Annotated in this window: 13 protein-coding genes and 2 pseudogenes; 9 read left to right on the top strand and 6 right to left on the bottom strand. The window is 72.2% G+C overall.

Annotation, left to right across the window (positions count from 1 at the left end):
- Positions 1-241 precede the first annotated feature (241 nt).
- The gene (locus HCJ94_RS24620) at positions 242-889 is read left to right on the top strand and encodes an HAD family hydrolase (RefSeq protein WP_168003425.1); all 648 of its coding nucleotides are present in this window, start codon (positions 242-244) and stop codon (positions 887-889) included.
- 102 nt (positions 890-991) lie between these two features.
- Here HCJ94_RS24620 and HCJ94_RS24615 read toward each other — a convergent pair whose 3' ends face one another.
- The 3 genes and pseudogenes from HCJ94_RS24615 to HCJ94_RS24605 all read right to left on the bottom strand — a co-directional run.
- Positions 992-3,541, bottom strand: coding sequence for an ABC transporter permease (locus HCJ94_RS24615; RefSeq protein WP_168003417.1), 2,550 nt, complete (start codon positions 3,539-3,541; stop codon positions 992-994).
- Positions 3,541-4,308 carry an ABC transporter ATP-binding protein gene (locus HCJ94_RS24610; protein WP_168003416.1) on the bottom strand — a complete coding sequence of 256 codons (768 nt, stop codon included), beginning with the start codon at positions 4,306-4,308 and terminating at the stop codon, positions 3,541-3,543. The genes HCJ94_RS24615 and HCJ94_RS24610 overlap by 1 nt, the downstream gene beginning before the upstream one ends.
- Positions 4,309-4,690: 382 nt before the next feature.
- A pseudogene (locus HCJ94_RS24605) lies at positions 4,691-5,257 on the bottom strand (amylo-alpha-1,6-glucosidase); the annotation flags it as partial.
- A gap of 43 nt (positions 5,258-5,300) precedes the next feature.
- Between HCJ94_RS24605 and HCJ94_RS24600 the strand changes: the two are divergent.
- Positions 5,301-5,564, top strand: a pseudogene (locus HCJ94_RS24600) (glycogen debranching N-terminal domain-containing protein); the annotation flags it as partial.
- Between the two features lie 28 nt (positions 5,565-5,592).
- Here the strand turns inward: HCJ94_RS24600 and HCJ94_RS24595 are convergent.
- Together HCJ94_RS24595 and HCJ94_RS24590 are read right to left on the bottom strand one after the other, a co-directional pair.
- Complete coding sequence (locus HCJ94_RS24595) at positions 5,593-6,270, bottom strand: response regulator (protein ID WP_168003424.1); 678 nt, start codon at positions 6,268-6,270, stop codon at positions 5,593-5,595.
- 41 nt (positions 6,271-6,311) lie between these two features.
- Positions 6,312-7,226: a RecB family exonuclease gene (locus HCJ94_RS24590; protein ID WP_168003415.1), complete on the bottom strand. Its 915-nt coding sequence runs from the start codon at positions 7,224-7,226 to the stop codon at positions 6,312-6,314.
- A gap of 145 nt (positions 7,227-7,371) precedes the next feature.
- Between HCJ94_RS24590 and HCJ94_RS24585 the strand changes: the two genes are divergently transcribed.
- From HCJ94_RS24585 to HCJ94_RS24575, 3 genes are all read left to right on the top strand, one after another.
- Complete coding sequence (locus HCJ94_RS24585) at positions 7,372-8,463, top strand: M50 family metallopeptidase (protein WP_373684452.1); 1,092 nt, start codon at positions 7,372-7,374, stop codon at positions 8,461-8,463.
- Complete coding sequence (locus tag HCJ94_RS24580; RefSeq protein WP_168003414.1) at positions 8,460-9,464, top strand: tRNA (adenine-N1)-methyltransferase; 1,005 nt, start codon at positions 8,460-8,462, stop codon at positions 9,462-9,464. Before HCJ94_RS24585 ends, HCJ94_RS24580 begins: the two co-directional genes overlap by 4 nt.
- Before the next feature lie 78 nt (positions 9,465-9,542).
- A complete protein-coding gene (locus HCJ94_RS24575; protein WP_168003413.1) occupies positions 9,543-10,115 on the top strand; it encodes a hypothetical protein in 573 nt (190 codons plus the stop codon).
- A gap of 74 nt (positions 10,116-10,189) precedes the next feature.
- Here the strand turns inward: HCJ94_RS24575 and HCJ94_RS24570 are convergent, their stop codons facing one another.
- Positions 10,190-10,483, bottom strand: coding sequence for a ferredoxin (locus HCJ94_RS24570; RefSeq protein WP_168003422.1), 294 nt, complete (start codon positions 10,481-10,483; stop codon positions 10,190-10,192).
- A 178-nt stretch (positions 10,484-10,661) separates the two neighbouring features.
- Here HCJ94_RS24570 and arc point away from each other — a divergent pair, with 178 nt between their 5' ends.
- The 4 genes from arc (at position 10,662) to HCJ94_RS24550 (ending at position 14,801) form a co-directional block, all read left to right on the top strand.
- The gene (gene arc, locus HCJ94_RS24565; protein ID WP_168003412.1) at positions 10,662-12,443 is read left to right on the top strand and encodes a proteasome ATPase; all 1,782 of its coding nucleotides are present in this window, start codon (positions 10,662-10,664) and stop codon (positions 12,441-12,443) included.
- 106 nt (positions 12,444-12,549) lie between these two features.
- On the top strand, positions 12,550-12,810 hold the full coding sequence (locus tag HCJ94_RS24560) for a hypothetical protein (RefSeq protein ID WP_168003411.1): 261 nt from the start codon (positions 12,550-12,552) through the stop codon (positions 12,808-12,810).
- Positions 12,811-12,950: 140 nt separating this feature from the next.
- On the top strand, positions 12,951-14,468 hold the full coding sequence (gene dop, locus HCJ94_RS24555) for a depupylase/deamidase Dop (RefSeq protein ID WP_373684449.1): 1,518 nt from the start codon (positions 12,951-12,953) through the stop codon (positions 14,466-14,468).
- Between the two features lie 117 nt (positions 14,469-14,585).
- The gene (locus HCJ94_RS24550) at positions 14,586-14,801 is read left to right on the top strand and encodes a ubiquitin-like protein Pup (protein WP_168003410.1); all 216 of its coding nucleotides are present in this window, start codon (positions 14,586-14,588) and stop codon (positions 14,799-14,801) included.
- The last annotated feature ends 175 nt before the right edge of the window (positions 14,802-14,976 follow it).

The following is a 14,976-nucleotide window of genomic DNA, read 5'->3' as shown; positions in this document are numbered from 1 at the left end:
GCACGGCGGGCCCCACCCCAACCACCGCAACCAACGACCAAAGCCGGAACGCACCGACGAACCCCGAGCCCGGCCCACGGACCAACCCCAGCCCGACCCATCGGACCAACGCCCCCTGCCATCAGCGGCGTACGTCACTGGAGCCGTGGACCCTCGGCGCCGGCCGGGTGAGGGCTGGAAGGATCGGCGGGTACGCCCACCCGTGAGGAGGCCCCCGCTGAGCAGCCACCACCCCGCCGCCGTGCTCTTCGACATGGACGGGACGCTGGTCGACAGCGAGAAGCTGTGGGACGTCGCGCTGCAGGAACTGGCGGCCGAGTACGGCGGGATCCTGTCCGCGCCGGCCCGCCGGGCGATGGTCGGTACCAGCATGGCCGCGTCGATGAAGGTCCTGCACGATGACCTGGGCCAGCCGGAGCGCGACCCGGAGGCGAGCGCCGCGTGGATCAACGCGCGGATCCTGGAGCTGTTCCGCACCGGGCTGAGTTGGCGGCCCGGCGCGCTGGCGCTGGTGGGCGCCGTCCGCGCGGCGGGCATCCCGACCGCCCTGGTCACCTCCAGCGGCCGGGCGCTCGTCGAGGTCGCGCTCGACACCCTCGGGCGGGACAGCTTCGACGCCGTGGTCTGCGGTGACGAGGTGGACGCCGCCAAGCCGCATCCGGAGCCCTACCTGACGGCGGCCCGGCTGCTCGACGTGCCGATCGAACGGTGTGTGGCGATCGAGGATTCGCCGACCGGGGTTGCCAGTGCCCTCGCCGCCGGGGCGGCGGTGCTCGCGGTGCCGGCGGAGGTGCCGCTGGAGCCGCGCGACGGCGTACACCAGCTGGAGAGCCTGACGGCCGCGGACCTGGAACTGCTCGCGGCGCTGCTCGGCGAACCACCGGCCTGACGCCGCTGCCCGCCCCGCGCCGGGCCGCCGCGGGCGGGGGAGAAACCGCGAAACGGAAAGGGGCCCCTGCTCCACCGAGCAGGGGCCCCTTTCCGTGGTGACTCAGTCGTGGGCGATGGCGCCCAGGACGTCGATGCGGGCGGCGCGGATCGCCGGCAGGACGGCGGCGACCACCCCGACGACGGCACCGAGGGCGAGCATCACGCCCATGTCGGCCCAGGGCAGCACGAGGTCGGTGATCCCCTCGTCCCGCAGCGCCTCCACCACGGCGGCGCCCAGGCCGATGCCGACGGCGATGCCGAGCAGCGCGCCGAACACCGAGATCACCACCGCCTCCACGGTGATCATCCGCATGGTCTGGGCCCGGCGCAGGCCGATCGCCCGGAGCAGGCCCAGCTCGCGGGTGCGCTCCAGCACCGACAGCGCGAGCGTGTTGACGATGCCCAGCACCGCGATCACGATGGCCAGCGCCAGCAGGATCTGGATCATCGTGAGCAGCCCGTCGAGCTGGCCGGTCTGCTGCTCGATGAACGCGTCCCGGTCGGCCACCGACACCTCCGGGCTGTCCGCCAGTAGCGCCTCCACCTGCGGGAGCACGTCGGTGCTCGCGGTGCCGGGGGAGAGCTGGATGAAGCCCATGATCGGCTGCGGGACGGTGAACTCCCGTGTCGCCTCGACCGGCAGCGTCACCGGGTCGAGGAACTCGGCGCTCTCGTAGATGCCGCTGACCGTGTACGTCTTCGGTTCGCCCCGGGCCAGCTGGACCGGCACGGTGGACCCGACGGTGAGGTTGCGGGACTTCGCGACGTCCGAGCTGACCAGCATCTGGTCCGGCCCGAGCCGGCTGATGTCGCCGGCGGTGGCCTTGGCCTCGAAGATCGGGCCCAGCGCCGCCACGTCGCTGCTCGCGCCCACCCAGGTGCGCTCGCTGCCGACCTGGGCCATGTCGCCGTACGTGCCGTCGACGAGTGTCACCCCGGGGATCGCCTTGATCTTCTCCAGGACGGAGGGATCGAAGCTCGGTGGCCGGGGGCCGCTCTGCGCCCCGGCGATCACCAGCTCGGCGTTGATGGTGTCCTGGGCCAGCTTGCCGATGCTGCCCTTCGCCGAGTCCAGGATCACCGTGACCCCGGTGACCAGGGCGATGCCGACCATCAGCGCGGCGGCCGTGATCGCGGTCCGGCGCGGGTTGCGCCCCGAGTTCAGCCGGCCGAGCTTGCCGGGTACCGACCAGGAGAACAGCGCGCCGAGCAGGCTCACCACCGGCCGGCTGATCAGCGGGGTCAGCAGCGTCACCCCGATGAAGGCGAACAGCACACCGCCGAGGATGGTGGCGAGCGTGTTGTCGCCGGCGTGCCCACCGAGACCGAGGAACAGCAGGGCGGCGCCGATCGCGGTGACGGCCGAGCCGGCCACGGTGACCTTGGTGAGCGGCCGGTCCGGTGTCGCCACGTCCTGCATCGCGGCGATCGGCGGGATCCGCGACGCCCGCAGGGCGGGCAGCAGCGCCGCCACCACCGTGATGACCAGGCCGACCCCGAACGCGCCGATCACGGCGGCGGCCGGTACGCCGATCCCGGCGAGGGTGAGTCCGCCAGCGAGGTTGCCGAACAGGTACGCCAGCAGCGCGCCGACGCCGATGCCGGCGGCCAGGCCGAGCACCGAGGCGATCAGGCCGACCGCCACCGCCTCCAGGACCACCGAGCCGATGATCTGCCGGCGGCCGGCGCCGATGGCGCGCATCAGCGCCAGCTCGCGGGTGCGCTGCGCCACGATGATCGAGAAGGTGTTGAGGATCAGGAACGTGCCGACCAGCAGCGCCACCGCGGCGAAGCCGAGCAGGATTCGGTTGAAGAAGGACAGGCCCTCCTTCAGGCCCGCCGACGCGTCGGCGGAGAGCTGCTCACCGGTCTTCACCTCGTAGCCGGTGCCGAGAGCGGCCGCGACGTCGTCGCGCAGCTTCTCGGCCGACACGCCGTCGGCGGCGGTGATCGTGATGTTGGTGAACACGTCCGGCGCGCCGAGCATCAGCTGCTGCGACACCGGCGTCGTGAACATGACCTCGTTGACGCCGCCGATGGAGTCGCGGCCTCCGCTGTAGCCGAAGATCCCGACCAGGGTGAACTCCTGCTTCGGCTGGAGCGTCAGCACACCGACCCGGTCGCCGACGGACACCCGGGCGGCCTTGGCCAGGGCGGCGTTGACGACGATCTCGTTGTCCGCACGCGGCTCCCGGCCTTCGCGCAGCTGGACCAGGTCGCTCTCGCCCACCCAGTTCTCGCCGAGCTGGGGCGGCCCGAACGAGGCGACGACCTTGCCGTTGCTGCCGATCAGCCGCGCGCCGTCGGAGGCCACGATCCCGGTGGCCTCGTCCACGCCGGGCACCCCCCGGACGCGCTCCACCGCCGAGGCCGGCACCGGCGCCGCCACCTGCTCGCCCTCGAACTCGCTCAGCTCCACCTTCGGCTTTGCGGCGACGTTGACGTCCACCCCCTCGTACGCGTCGGCGAAGACCGCGTCGAAGGACCGGCCGAGGGTGTCGGTGAGCACGAACGCGCCCGAGACGAACATGACGCCGAGCACCACCGCCAACCCGGACAGGATCAGCCGGAGCTTGCGCGCCAGCAGGCTCTTGAGGGTCGCCCGGAACATCAGTTGACCACCTCGGCCGGGGTGTCCAGCTTCTTCATCGTGTCCAGCACCGTCTCCGCGGTGGGCTCGACCAGCTCGGACACGATCTGCCCGTCGGCGAGGAAGACCACCCGGTCGGCGTACGCGGCGGCGGTCGGGTCGTGGGTGACCATGACGATGGTCTGCCCGTACTCGCGGACCGAGCGGCGCAGGAAGCCCAGCACCTCCGCGCCGGCGCGGGAGTCGAGGTTGCCGGTCGGCTCGTCCGCGAAGATCACCTCGGGTCGGGCGACCAGCGCCCGCGCGCACGCCACCCGCTGCTGCTGCCCGCCGGACAGCTGTGCCGGCCGGTGCCCCAGCCGGTCCCGCAGGCCCACCGTGTCGATCACGGTGTCGTACCAGGCCGGGTCCGGCTTGCGGCCGGCGATCGACAGCGGCAGCAGGATGTTCTCCTTCGCGGTCAGCGTCGGCAGCAGGTTGAACTGCTGGAAGATGAATCCGACCTTGTCGCGGCGCAGCCTGGTCAGCCCCGCGTCGCCCAGCCCGGTGACCGTGGTGTCGCCGATCGACACCGTGCCCCGGGTCACCGAGTCCAGCCCCGCCAGGCAGTGCATCAGCGTCGACTTGCCGGAGCCGGACGGGCCCATGATCGCGGTGAACCGGCCCCGCTCGAACTCGCAGCTGACCCCCCGGAGCGCGATCACCTGCGCCTCGCCGCTGCCGTACACCTTCCACACGTCGCTCGCGCGGGCCGCGGCCTGCGCCTGACGGCCTACCGTCGCGGTCACGTCATCTTCCTCTCGTCGTCCGAATCGCACCGCCCCCCGCTGGTCCGGCGCGTAGAACCAATCTTCGGCGCTGTCGGCCACAGGTCCGTCCGACTCCGGGTGGAGCCGTGGCGGATTTCGGGCTGCGGGTGCCCCCGACCGCCACTCAGGGTTGCCCCTGAGCCGGCGACCGGTCGAGCCGTTTTCCCGGCCACCAGACCGATCCTGAACAGTGACGCCGCGTGAGGGTCAACCTCGCCACGCCGTCGGTGGTCACGGTAGGTGCCGACCGCAACGCCGCCGTCGCCCCGACGGCGGCTCCTCGGGTACGCACGGCGTGCTGGCCGTGTCGCGGCTCACCACCACTCGGAACGCGCCGGCCCTGCCGGCGGCTGGCAGGTGGTCAACGGCGGTCGAGGCGAGCGCGTCCGAGGGCGCCCGCCCTGCCCCACCGTCCGGGAATGCCGAGCAGTTCGATCCGCCCCATGCTCGGGGGCACGGCCGGCCGGGCCACCAGGTGCTCGCCCCGTGGCTCCATACCGAGCATGATCCGCAGCAACAACAGGGGAGTACCCGTCGACCAGGCCTGCGGACTGCAGGCCGTGGGGTACAGCACCGGATATCTGGTCAACTCGCGGTCGTAGCCGCCGAACGCCTCCGGCAGCCTCCCGCCGAAATACTCGGCGGCGTCGACGATTCCCTCGGCGATCCGGCCGGCCTCCTCGGTGAAGCCGTAGCGCCGCAGTCCCCAGGCGATGAAGGCGTTGTCGAACGGCCAGACGGTGCCGACGTGGTAGCCGATCGGGTTGTATCGTCCTTCTCCCTCGGCGAGGGTGCGGACGCCCCAGCCGGAGAAGAGGCGGGGGCCGAGCAGGTGTTCGGCGATCTTCCCGGCTCGGGATTCGTCGACGATCCCGCTCCACAGCAGGTGGCCGATGTTGGAGGAGAGGGCGTCGACCTGTCGGCCGTCGCCGCATGATGTCGCCGTACTCGTCGATCCAGTGGAGTGCCGCTCCCGCAGTCCGTTCGAGAACCCGAACCGTGACAGCCCGCAGGCGCTGGCCACCGGAACGCCCCTGCTGCTGCTGCGCACGCTGCTGGGCCTCGAGCCGTACGGAGAGGATCTCGTCGTGGCGCCGGCACTGCCCGAACGGTTCGGCCGGATCGAACTGCTCGACATTCCGGGGCGGTGGGGCCGGATCGACGCCATCGGGAGCGTGGCGCCCCAGGAGGTGGGAGCAGGTCGGCAGACGAGCGCGGGGACGTCACCGCGCTGATCGTCACGGGTGACTCCGCACGCGGGGTTCACCGTCCCGGCCGCACCAGACGCGACTCGTACGCGAGCACGACGGCCTGCACCCGGTCGCGCAGACCGAGCTTGGTCAGCACGTGACCGACGTGCGTCTTGATCGTGGTCTCACTCACCGACAGCGCCCGGGCGATCTCGGCGTTGGACAACCCCCGGGCGACCTGCACCAGCACCTCCCGCTCCCGCTCGGTGAGCGCGCTGAGCACCCGCGGCGGGGCCGCCGCCGGGTCGGGCAGCAGCTCCGCGAAGCGGTCCAGCAGCCGGTTGAGGATCCGCGGCGCCACCACCGCGTCGCCGGCGGCGACCGTGCGGATCGCCGCCACCAGGTCCTCCGCCGGCACGTCCTTGGCCAGGAAGCCGCGCGCCCCCGCGCGCAGCGCGCCCACCACGTACTCGTCCAGGTCGAACGTGGTGAGGATCAGCACCCGCACCGGCAGCCGGGATTCGACGATGGCCCGGGTCGCGGACACCCCGTCCAGCCGCGGCATCCGCACGTCCATGAGCACCACGTCGGGCAGCAGCCGGCGGGCCAGCTCGACCGCCTCCACGCCGTCGCCGGCCTCGGCCACGACGTCGAAGTCCTTCTCGGCGCCGAGCACCATCCGGAAGCCGGTGCGCAGCAGCGGCTGGTCGTCGACGATCAGGATGCGCACCGGCCGCCGGACCGGGGCCAGCCCGGCCTGCCGCGGATCGGTGCCGCCGGCACCGGAGGCGGTCACTCGTCGGCGCCGGGCGGCGCCGGACGGGACCGGGCGTCGCGCAGCGGGTCGGCGGCGGCCGGGGCGACCGGGAACGGCGGCGGCGTGCCCCCGAAGCTCGGGCACAGCGCCTGGTGGCTGCACCAGTCGCAGAGCCGGCTCGGCCGGGGGCGGAAGTCCTGCGCGGCGGTGGCCGCCTCGATCGCCCGCCACAGCGCCACCACCGTGCGCTCGAAGCGCACCAGCTCGTCGGCGTCCGGCGCGTAGTCGCAGACCTCGCCGTCGCGCAGGTAGAGCAGGCGCAGCACCCGCGGCACCACCCCACGGGTGCGCCACAGCACCAGGGCGTAGAACTTCAACTGGAACAGCGCCCGTGCCTCGAACGCCTCGCGCGGCGCGCCGCCGGTCTTGTAGTCGACCACCCGCAGCGCGCCGTCCGGCGCCACGTCGAGGCGGTCCAGGTAGCCCCGGATGAGCAGCTCCTCGTCGACCACTGCCGAGATCAGGCTCTCCCGCTCGGCCGGCTCCAGCCGGCGCGGATCCTCCACGGCGAAGTAGCCCTCCAGCAGCGCCGCCGCCGAGCGGAGGAACCCCGACCGGGCGGCCTCGTCGCCGTCGGCGAACAGACCGGCCAGCTCCGGCTGCTCGGCGACCAGCCGCTCCCACTGCGGGGCCACGAGGTCACCGGCGGCGGCCGGGGTGCGCCCGGCCGCCGGCAGGTCGAACAGCCGCTCCAGCACCGCGTGGACCAGCGTGCCCCGCGCCTGCTCCACGCTGGGCCGCTCGGGCAGCCGGTCGATGCTGCGGAACCGGTAGAGCAGCGGGCAGGTCTTGAAATCCGCCGCGCGGGACGGGGACAGCGAGGCCCGCACGGTGGCCGGCACCTCCGCCGGGAGCGGGGGCTGCTGCGTCGTCACCGGATCCGCCGTCATGTCCGGAAAGGGTAGGGCACCGGTCCGACACCCCGGCCGTCGCCGCACCGGCGCATGATCCGCGCCGCGTAGCATCGGGCCGGTGGAGCAGAAGACGCGTCCGCCCCGCCGGCCGCACGGGCGTCCCGGCCTGACCGTCGGCCGCGTGTTCGGGGTGCCGCTGCACCTCAACGCGTCGATGGTGCTGCTCGCGTTGATCGTCACCGTGCTGTACGCCGAGTTCGCCCGCCACCAACTGGGCCTGTCGCAGGTCGGCGGCTACCTCATCGGGCTCGGCTTCGTCGTCTCCCTGCTCGGCTCGGTGCTGCTGCACGAGCTCGGCCACGCCCTCACCGCCCGCCGGTACGGCATCGGCGTACGCGGGATCACCCTGGAACTGCTCGGCGGCTACACCGAGATGGAACGCGACGCCCCGTCGCCCCGGGTCGACGTGCTGGTGTCCCTGGCGGGGCCGGCCGTCTCCGCCGTGCTCGGCGCGGCGGCCGTCGCCGCCACCCTGGCCCTGCCCGACCGCACCCTGGTCAACCAGCTCGCCTTCCAGCTCGCCGTCAGCAACGTCATCGTCGCGGTGTTCAACCTCCTGCCGGGGCTGCCGCTCGACGGCGGCCGGGCGCTGCGGGCCGCCGTCTGGGCGGTCACCCGGGACCGGCACCGGGGCACCGAGGTGGCCGGCTGGGTGGGGCGGGCCGTCGCCGTCGGCACCGCCGCGCTGGTCACCCTGCTCACCCTCACCCGCCACCTGGCGCCGCTGGCCCTGCCGTTGATGCTGCTGGTCGCGCTCACCCTGTGGCGGGGCGCCGGGCAGTCCATCCGGGTGGCCCGGGTCAGCCGCCGGTTCCCGCTCATCGACCTGTCCCGGCTGGCCCGGCCCGTCCTCAGCGTCCCCACCGGCACGCCCCTCGCCGAGGCGCAGCGCCGCCGCGACGCCGGCACCGACCCGGGCGCCGCGCTGCTCGTCACCGACTCCGCCGGCCGCCCGCTCGCCCTGGTCGACCCGGCCGCCGCGGGGGCCGTCCCGGTCGAACGCCGCCCCTGGCTGGCCGTCGACGCGGTGTCCCGGTCGCTGGCCGACCTGCCGGTCATGCCGGTCGGTCTCGACGGGGACCAGGTGATGGAGACCGTCCAGCACCACCCGGGCGCGCAGTACGTGGTGACCTCAGGCGAAGATGTCGTCGGCATCCTGCACATCGCGGATCTGGCTCAGCTGCTCGAACCTCACCGGAAGATGAACACGTGACCGCAACTCCCTCCGCCGCTCCCGCCGACCAGCACACCCCGGCGCCGCCCCCGGTCCACCGCGGGCCGTTCCGGCCCGGCGACCGGGTGCAGCTGACCGACCCGAAGGGGCGGATGCACACGGTCACGCTGGAACCGGGCAAGGAGTTCCACACCCACCGCGGCATCCTCCAGCACGACGCCCTGATCGGGCAGCCGGACGGCAGCGTCGTCACCACCACCGCCGGCGGCGGCACCGCGTTCCTCGCCCTGCGGCCGCTGCTCGCCGACTACGTGCTGTCCATGCCCCGCGGCGCCCAGGTGATCTACCCGAAGGACTCCGCGCAGATCGTCGCCATGGGCGACATCTTCCCCGGCGCCAAGGTGCTGGAGGCGGGCGCCGGCTCCGGCGCGCTCAGCTGCTCCCTGCTGCGCGCCGTCGGGCCCACCGGCGAGCTGCACTCGTGGGAGCTGCGCGACGACTTCGCCCAGATCGCCCGGCGCAACGTCGAGGCGTTCTTCAACGGCCCGCACCCGGCCTGGCGGCTGCACGTCGGCGACGTCGCGACCAACCCGGAGACCGGCTTCGACCGGATCATCCTCGACATGCTGACCCCGTGGGAGACCCTCGACATGGTCGAGCGGGCCCTGCTGCCCGGCGGTGTCTTCATCGGGTACGTCGCCACCACCCCGCAGCTGTCCGAGCTGGTGGAGGCGCTGCGCGAGCGCGGCGGGTGGACCGAGCCGCGGGCGTGGGAGTCGCTGGTGCGGGACTGGCACGCCGAGGGCCTCGCGGTCCGGCCCGACCACCGCATGATCGCCCACACCGCGTTCCTGGTGTCCGCGCGTAAGCTCGCCCCCGGGGTCACCGCCCCGCCGCGGCGCCGCAAGCCCAGCAAGGGCACCGAGGCGTACGTCCAGCGGCGTACGGCGCTGCGCGAGGCGGAGGCCGCCCGCGCCGCGGCCGCCGCCCAGGCCGCCGGTGCGGAGCCCCACCCGACGGCGGGCACGGAGCAGCCGTGACGGCGGAACGGGGCGGCCGGGAATGACGGGACGGACGCCGGCCGGCGCGGGCCGGTGGCGGGAGTGCGGGGAGGCGGCATGAACCGGCCGGGCTTCGGCGGCGGCGACCTGCCGGCGGTGTTCCCGGACTGGTCGCCGTACCAGGACCTCGAGTCCGCGGCACGGGCTTACCTGCGCGACCCGGACGTGGCCCTCGAAGCGCTCGGCGGCGTGCTGCGCGGCGCCTCCGTGCTCGGCTTCACCCTGGAACGCTTCGTCAACGAGGTCAACGGCGTCTGGCAGGAGGTCGTCGTCTGCGACGGCAGCCGGCTGATCCTCTGGCACGGCGAGGACGTCCCGCCCGGCGAGGGCCCGCCCGGCTCGATGACGTCGTCGCTGCGCGTGGTGCCGGTCTCCTCGGTCACCGAGGTCGGCTGCCGGCGCCGACTCACCCGCGACGAGGACGGCACGGTCCGCGTCGACAGCATCGACGTCTACCTGCTGCTGACCTCGCTGGACGAGTCGCCGCCCAGCGAGGAGGCGGCCGGCGCGCCCCGGCACGACGCGCTGCGCTTCGGCAAGACCCTCGACGACGGCGGCGCCGGGCAGATCGCCCGGCTGGAGGAGTTCGCCCGGCTGGTCGCCTCCGTCGTCGGCCGGCCGATGCTCTGAGGCGTACCCACGCCCGAGCGGCGGTGACGCGGACCGGAGCGGACCCGGTCACCGCACGCGGCGCGGGCCCCCGGTCAGTCCTCGGCGTCCGGGCCGGCCACCGCGACGCCGTCGCTGCCGCGCACGACGTGGATGCACTCGCCCGGGCACTCCTTCGCGGAGTCGATCACCTCGAGACGAAGGTGCTCCGGCACGTCCACCCGGCCGCCCGGCGTCTGCACCAGCTCGCCGTCGGGACCCTTGACGTACGCAAGGCCGTCGATGTCGAACTCGAACACCTCCGGGGCGTACTGGACGCACAGCCCGTCGCCCGTGCATAGGTCCTGATCCACCCAGACCTGCAGCTGGTCCGTCGCGACCTCGGCCACCGGCGCACCCCCCATGTTCTCCCGTCCCACGCCCCGACGGTACCCGAACGCCCGGACCGGCCCCCGCGCCCACCCTTGGCGATCAAGGTTCGGTGACGAGGGCGTTGCGTGGGACCGAATCGGCCTCATAGCGGCTAGTGTTAGGGCAGAACGTTCAAGCCCCCCGGGGAGGTGGGACGTGGCACGCAGCGACGACGCGGACTCGCGCGCCGCACGGTGGGAGAAGGAGGCCCACGATCTCTCCACGCAGGTCGCGTTCCTTCAAGAGGAACTCGCTCTGGTGCGGCGCAAGTTGACCGAAAGCCCCCGACACGTCCGGCAGCTCGAAGAGCGGCTGGCGGCCACCCAGGCTCAGTTGGCGCGGCTGACCGAGAACAACGACCGGCTCGTGAGCACCCTCAAAGAGGCTCGCGCGCAGATCGTGACGCTCAAGGAGGAGATCGACCGCCTCGCCCAGCCGCCGAGTGGCTACGGGGTCTTCCTGGCGCGGCACGACGACGGCACGGTGGACGTGTTCACCGGTGGCCGCAAGCTCCGGGTGGCCGTCTCACCCTCACTCGACGTGGACGAGCTGCGCCGCGGGCAGGAGGTCCTGCTCAACGACGCCCTCAACATCGTCGACGCGTTCGGCTACGAGCGGGTCGGCGAGGTCGTGATGCTCAAGGAGGTGCTCGCCGGTCCCGGCGGCGCCCCGGGCGACCGCGCCCTCGTGGTCTCCCACTCCGACGAGGAGCGCATCGTGCACCTCGCGGAGACCCTGATCGGCAGCCCGATAAGGGCCGGCGACTCGCTCATGATCGAGCCCCGTTCGGCGTACGCGTACGAGCGGATCCCGAAGAGCGAGGTCGAGGAACTGGTCCTGGAGGAGGTGCCCGACGTCGACTACACCGACATCGGCGGCCTCCATGCGCAGATCGAGCAGATCCGCGACGCGGTGGAACTGCCGTTCCTGCACGCCGACCTGTTCCGCGAGCACCAGCTCCGGCCACCGAAGGGCATCCTGCTCTACGGCCCGCCCGGCTGCGGCAAGACACTCATCGCCAAGGCGGTGGCCAACTCCCTGGCCAAGAAGATCGCCGAGCGGCGCGGCGAGGAGAAGCACACCAGCTTCTTCCTCAACATCAAGGGCCCGGAGCTGCTCAACAAGTACGTCGGTGAGACCGAGCGGCACATCCGGCTGATCTTCCAGCGGGCCCGGGAGAAGGCCGGCGAGGGTACGCCGGTCATCGTGTTCTTCGACGAGATGGACTCGGTGTTCCGCACCCGCGGCTCCGGCGTCTCCTCGGACGTGGAGAACACGATCGTCCCGCAGCTGCTCAGCGAGATCGACGGCGTCGAGGGCCTGGAGAACGTCATCGTCATCGGCGCCTCCAACCGGGAGGACATGATCGACCCGGCGATCCTGCGCCCCGGCCGGCTCGACGTGAAGATCAAGATCGAGCGGCCGGACGCCGAGGCGGCCAAGGACATCTTCTCCAAGTACATCCTCCCCGGGCTGCCCCTGCACCCGGACGACCTGGCCGAGCACGGCGGCGACCCTCAGGCCACCGTGGCGGCGATGATCGACGCGGTCGTCCTGCGGATGTACTCGGAGACCGAGGAGAACCGCTTCCTCGAGGTCACGTACGCCAACGGCGACAAGGAAGTCCTCTACTTCAAGGACTTCAACTCCGGCGCGATGATCCAGAACATCGTCGACCGGGGCAAGAAGATGGCCATCAAGGAGTTCCTCACCTCCGGTCGCAAGGGCCTGCGCCTGCAGCACCTCCTCGACGCCTGCGTCGACGAGTTCCGCGAGAACGAGGACCTCCCCAACACCACCAACCCCGACGACTGGGCGCGCATCTCCGGCAAGAAGGGCGAGCGGATCGTCTACATCCGCACGCTCGTCTCCGGCGGCAAGGGAGCCGAGGCGGGCCGGTCCATCGAGACCGCCAGCAACACCGGCCAGTACCTGTAACCCACGTCGGGCGGACGGCACATCGACGGGGCGGCGCCAGGCGGCGCCGCCCCGTCGCCCTTCCCCGGTGCACCATGGCCGCACCACCGCAGCCAGCATCCTCGCCGTGCGACGACTCATCCCCGCCCCCGGCATCCTCGGCGGGCTCGTCTCCGCCGAGCCGGCCGGCGACGGCAGGTACACCGGCGTCGCGGCGACCGTGGACGCCCAGGGGCGGCTGACCTTCTTCAGCTACACGTTCGACACACCGGCCGGCCGGATCACGACCGAGATGAAACTCCACAGCTTCGGCGAGCCGGTCACCGTCAAGGCGCCGCCCGCCTCCCGGACCATGAACGCGCCGGACCAGGTGTACGAGTTGTTCTGACCCCGCCGCGCGCTGCCGCCCGGGCCGCCGAATGCCGTGCGTGCGGAACTCGTCACACTGTCGTGGCGAGCGCCGACGGTACCGTGCAGCCCGGGCGGACTACGCTCTAGTGCCATGGGGCAGCGGAACGAGGTGGCGGCGTGACGGTCAGAAGGATCATGGGCACCGAGGTCGAGTACGGCATCTCCGTGCCCGGCCAGGCCGGCGCCAACCCCATGGTCACCTCGTCGCAGGTGGTCAACGCCTACGGGGCACGCCCGGAACTCAACCGGGGCGGCCGCGCCCGCTGGGACTACGAGGAGGAGTCCCCGCTGCGCGACGCGCGAGGCTTCACCTACTCCGGCGCCGCGTACGACCCCGCCGAGGCCCTCGCCGACGAGGACCTCGGGCTGGCCAACGTGATACTCACCAACGGGGCGCGGCTCTACGTCGACCACGCCCACCCCGAGTACTCCACCCCCGAGGTCACCAACCCTCGAGACCTGGTGCGCTGGGACAAGGCCGGCGAGCGGGTGATGGCCGAGGCCGCGCGCCGCGCCGCCACCATCCCCGGCACCTACCCCATCCACCTGTACAAGAACAACACCGACAACAAGGGCGCCAGCTACGGCGCCCACGAGAACTACCTGATGCGGCGGCAGACCCCGTTCGCCGACATCGTCGCGTACCTGACGCCGTTCTTCGTCACCCGGCAGATCGTCGCCGGCGCCGGTCGCGTCGGCATCGGTCAGGACGGCGGGCAGAGCGGGTTCCAGATCTCGCAGCGCGCCGACTTCTTCGAGGTCGAGGTGGGCCTGGAGACCACGCTCAAGCGGCCCATCATCAACACGCGCGACGAGCCGCACGCCGACGCCGACAAGTACCGGCGGCTGCACGTCATCATCGGCGACGCCAACCTGTCGGAGATCTCGACGTACCTGAAGCTCGGCACGACGGCCCTGATCCTCACCATGATCGAGGAGAAGGCGCTCGGCCCCGACCTCGGCATCGCCGACCCGGTCAGCGAGCTGCGCGCGGTCAGCCACGACCCGTCGCTCACCCACCTCATGCGACTGCGCGACGGCCGGCGGCTCACCGCCCTCGACGTGCAGTGGGCCTACTACGAGCGGGTGCGTTCCTTCGTGGACGACCGGTACGGCACCGACGTGGACGAGCAGACCGCCGACGTGCTGGCCCGCTGGGAGAGCGTCCTGGACCGGCTCGGCCGCGACGTCATGCTCTGCGCCGACGAACTCGACTGGGTGGCGAAGCTGCGGCTGCTGGAGGGTTACCGGGAGCGGGAGAAGCTCGGCTGGGGCTCGCACAAGCTGCAACTGGTCGACCTCCAGTACTCCGACGTCCGGCCGGAGAAGGGCCTCTACCACCGGCTGGTCTCCCGCGGCGCCATGAAGACCCTCCTGCCCGAGGAGGAGACGCGGACGGCGATGACCGAGCCGCCGGAGGACACCCGCGCCTACTTCCGGGGGCGCTGCCTCGCCCAGTACGCCTCCGAGGTGGTCGCCGCGAGCTGGGACTCCGTCATCTTCGACGTGGGCCGCGAGTCGCTGGTACGGGTGCCGATGATGGAGCCGGAGCGCGGCACCCGCAAGCACGTCGGCGCGCTGTTCGACCGCTGTGAGAGCGCGAAGGATCTGCTGGAGACCCTGACCGGCGGCTGAGCCGTCACCGTCGTGTCATGCCCGAAAGCCCGTCGTGTGCCGCGAGCCGGCGCGCGACGGGCTTTTCGTCGCCTGCGCGAGGTAAGTTTCTCGCAGACGATCGTGGAGGAGGCAGCCATGGCCACTCGTGACAGCGGCGGACAGTCGCAGGCCGGGAAGTCCCGGCAGGGCGAGGAGATCGAGGACGTCACGACCGAGGCGAACCCGGAGGTTGCCGAGCGGCACGCCGAGATCACCGAGGACGTCGACGACCTGCTCGACGAGATCGACTCCGTCCTCGAGGAGAACGCAGAAGAGTTCGTCAGGGGCTATGTGCAGAAAGGGGGTGAATAGGGCCTATAGGGTAAACCGGACATGCCTCGCCCGCTCGACGATCGAGACGGGTCGCGTCGCTGCCGCGACTGTGGCGAATGGAAGCCGCTCGATGATTTCTGCGCAAGCAGTAAGCGTCCTTCAGGTCGCGGCAGCTACTGCAAGCCATGCTTCAACGTTCGCTCACGAGCGAGCT

This window comes from Micromonospora thermarum, from assembly GCF_012034245.1.
GTDB lineage: Bacteria > Actinomycetota > Actinomycetes > Mycobacteriales > Micromonosporaceae > Micromonospora > Micromonospora thermarum.
Note: the sequence above shows the minus strand (reverse complement) of the source record. Positions and strands in the feature narration are given on the sequence as shown.

Bases quoted from the DNA above. Each gene is read 5' to 3' on its own strand.
- HCJ94_RS24590 (WP_168003415.1), bottom strand. From the start codon at position 7,226: ATGACGGCGGATCCGGTGACGACGCAGCAGCCCCCGCTCCCGGCGGAG.
- HCJ94_RS24615 (WP_168003417.1), bottom strand. From the start codon at position 3,541: ATGTTCCGGGCGACCCTCAAGAGCCTGCTGGCGCGCAAGCTCCGGCTG.
- HCJ94_RS24575 (WP_168003413.1), top strand. From the start codon at position 9,543: ATGAACCGGCCGGGCTTCGGCGGCGGCGACCTGCCGGCGGTGTTCCCG.
- HCJ94_RS24550 (WP_168003410.1), top strand. From the start codon at position 14,586: ATGGCCACTCGTGACAGCGGCGGACAGTCGCAGGCCGGGAAGTCCCGG.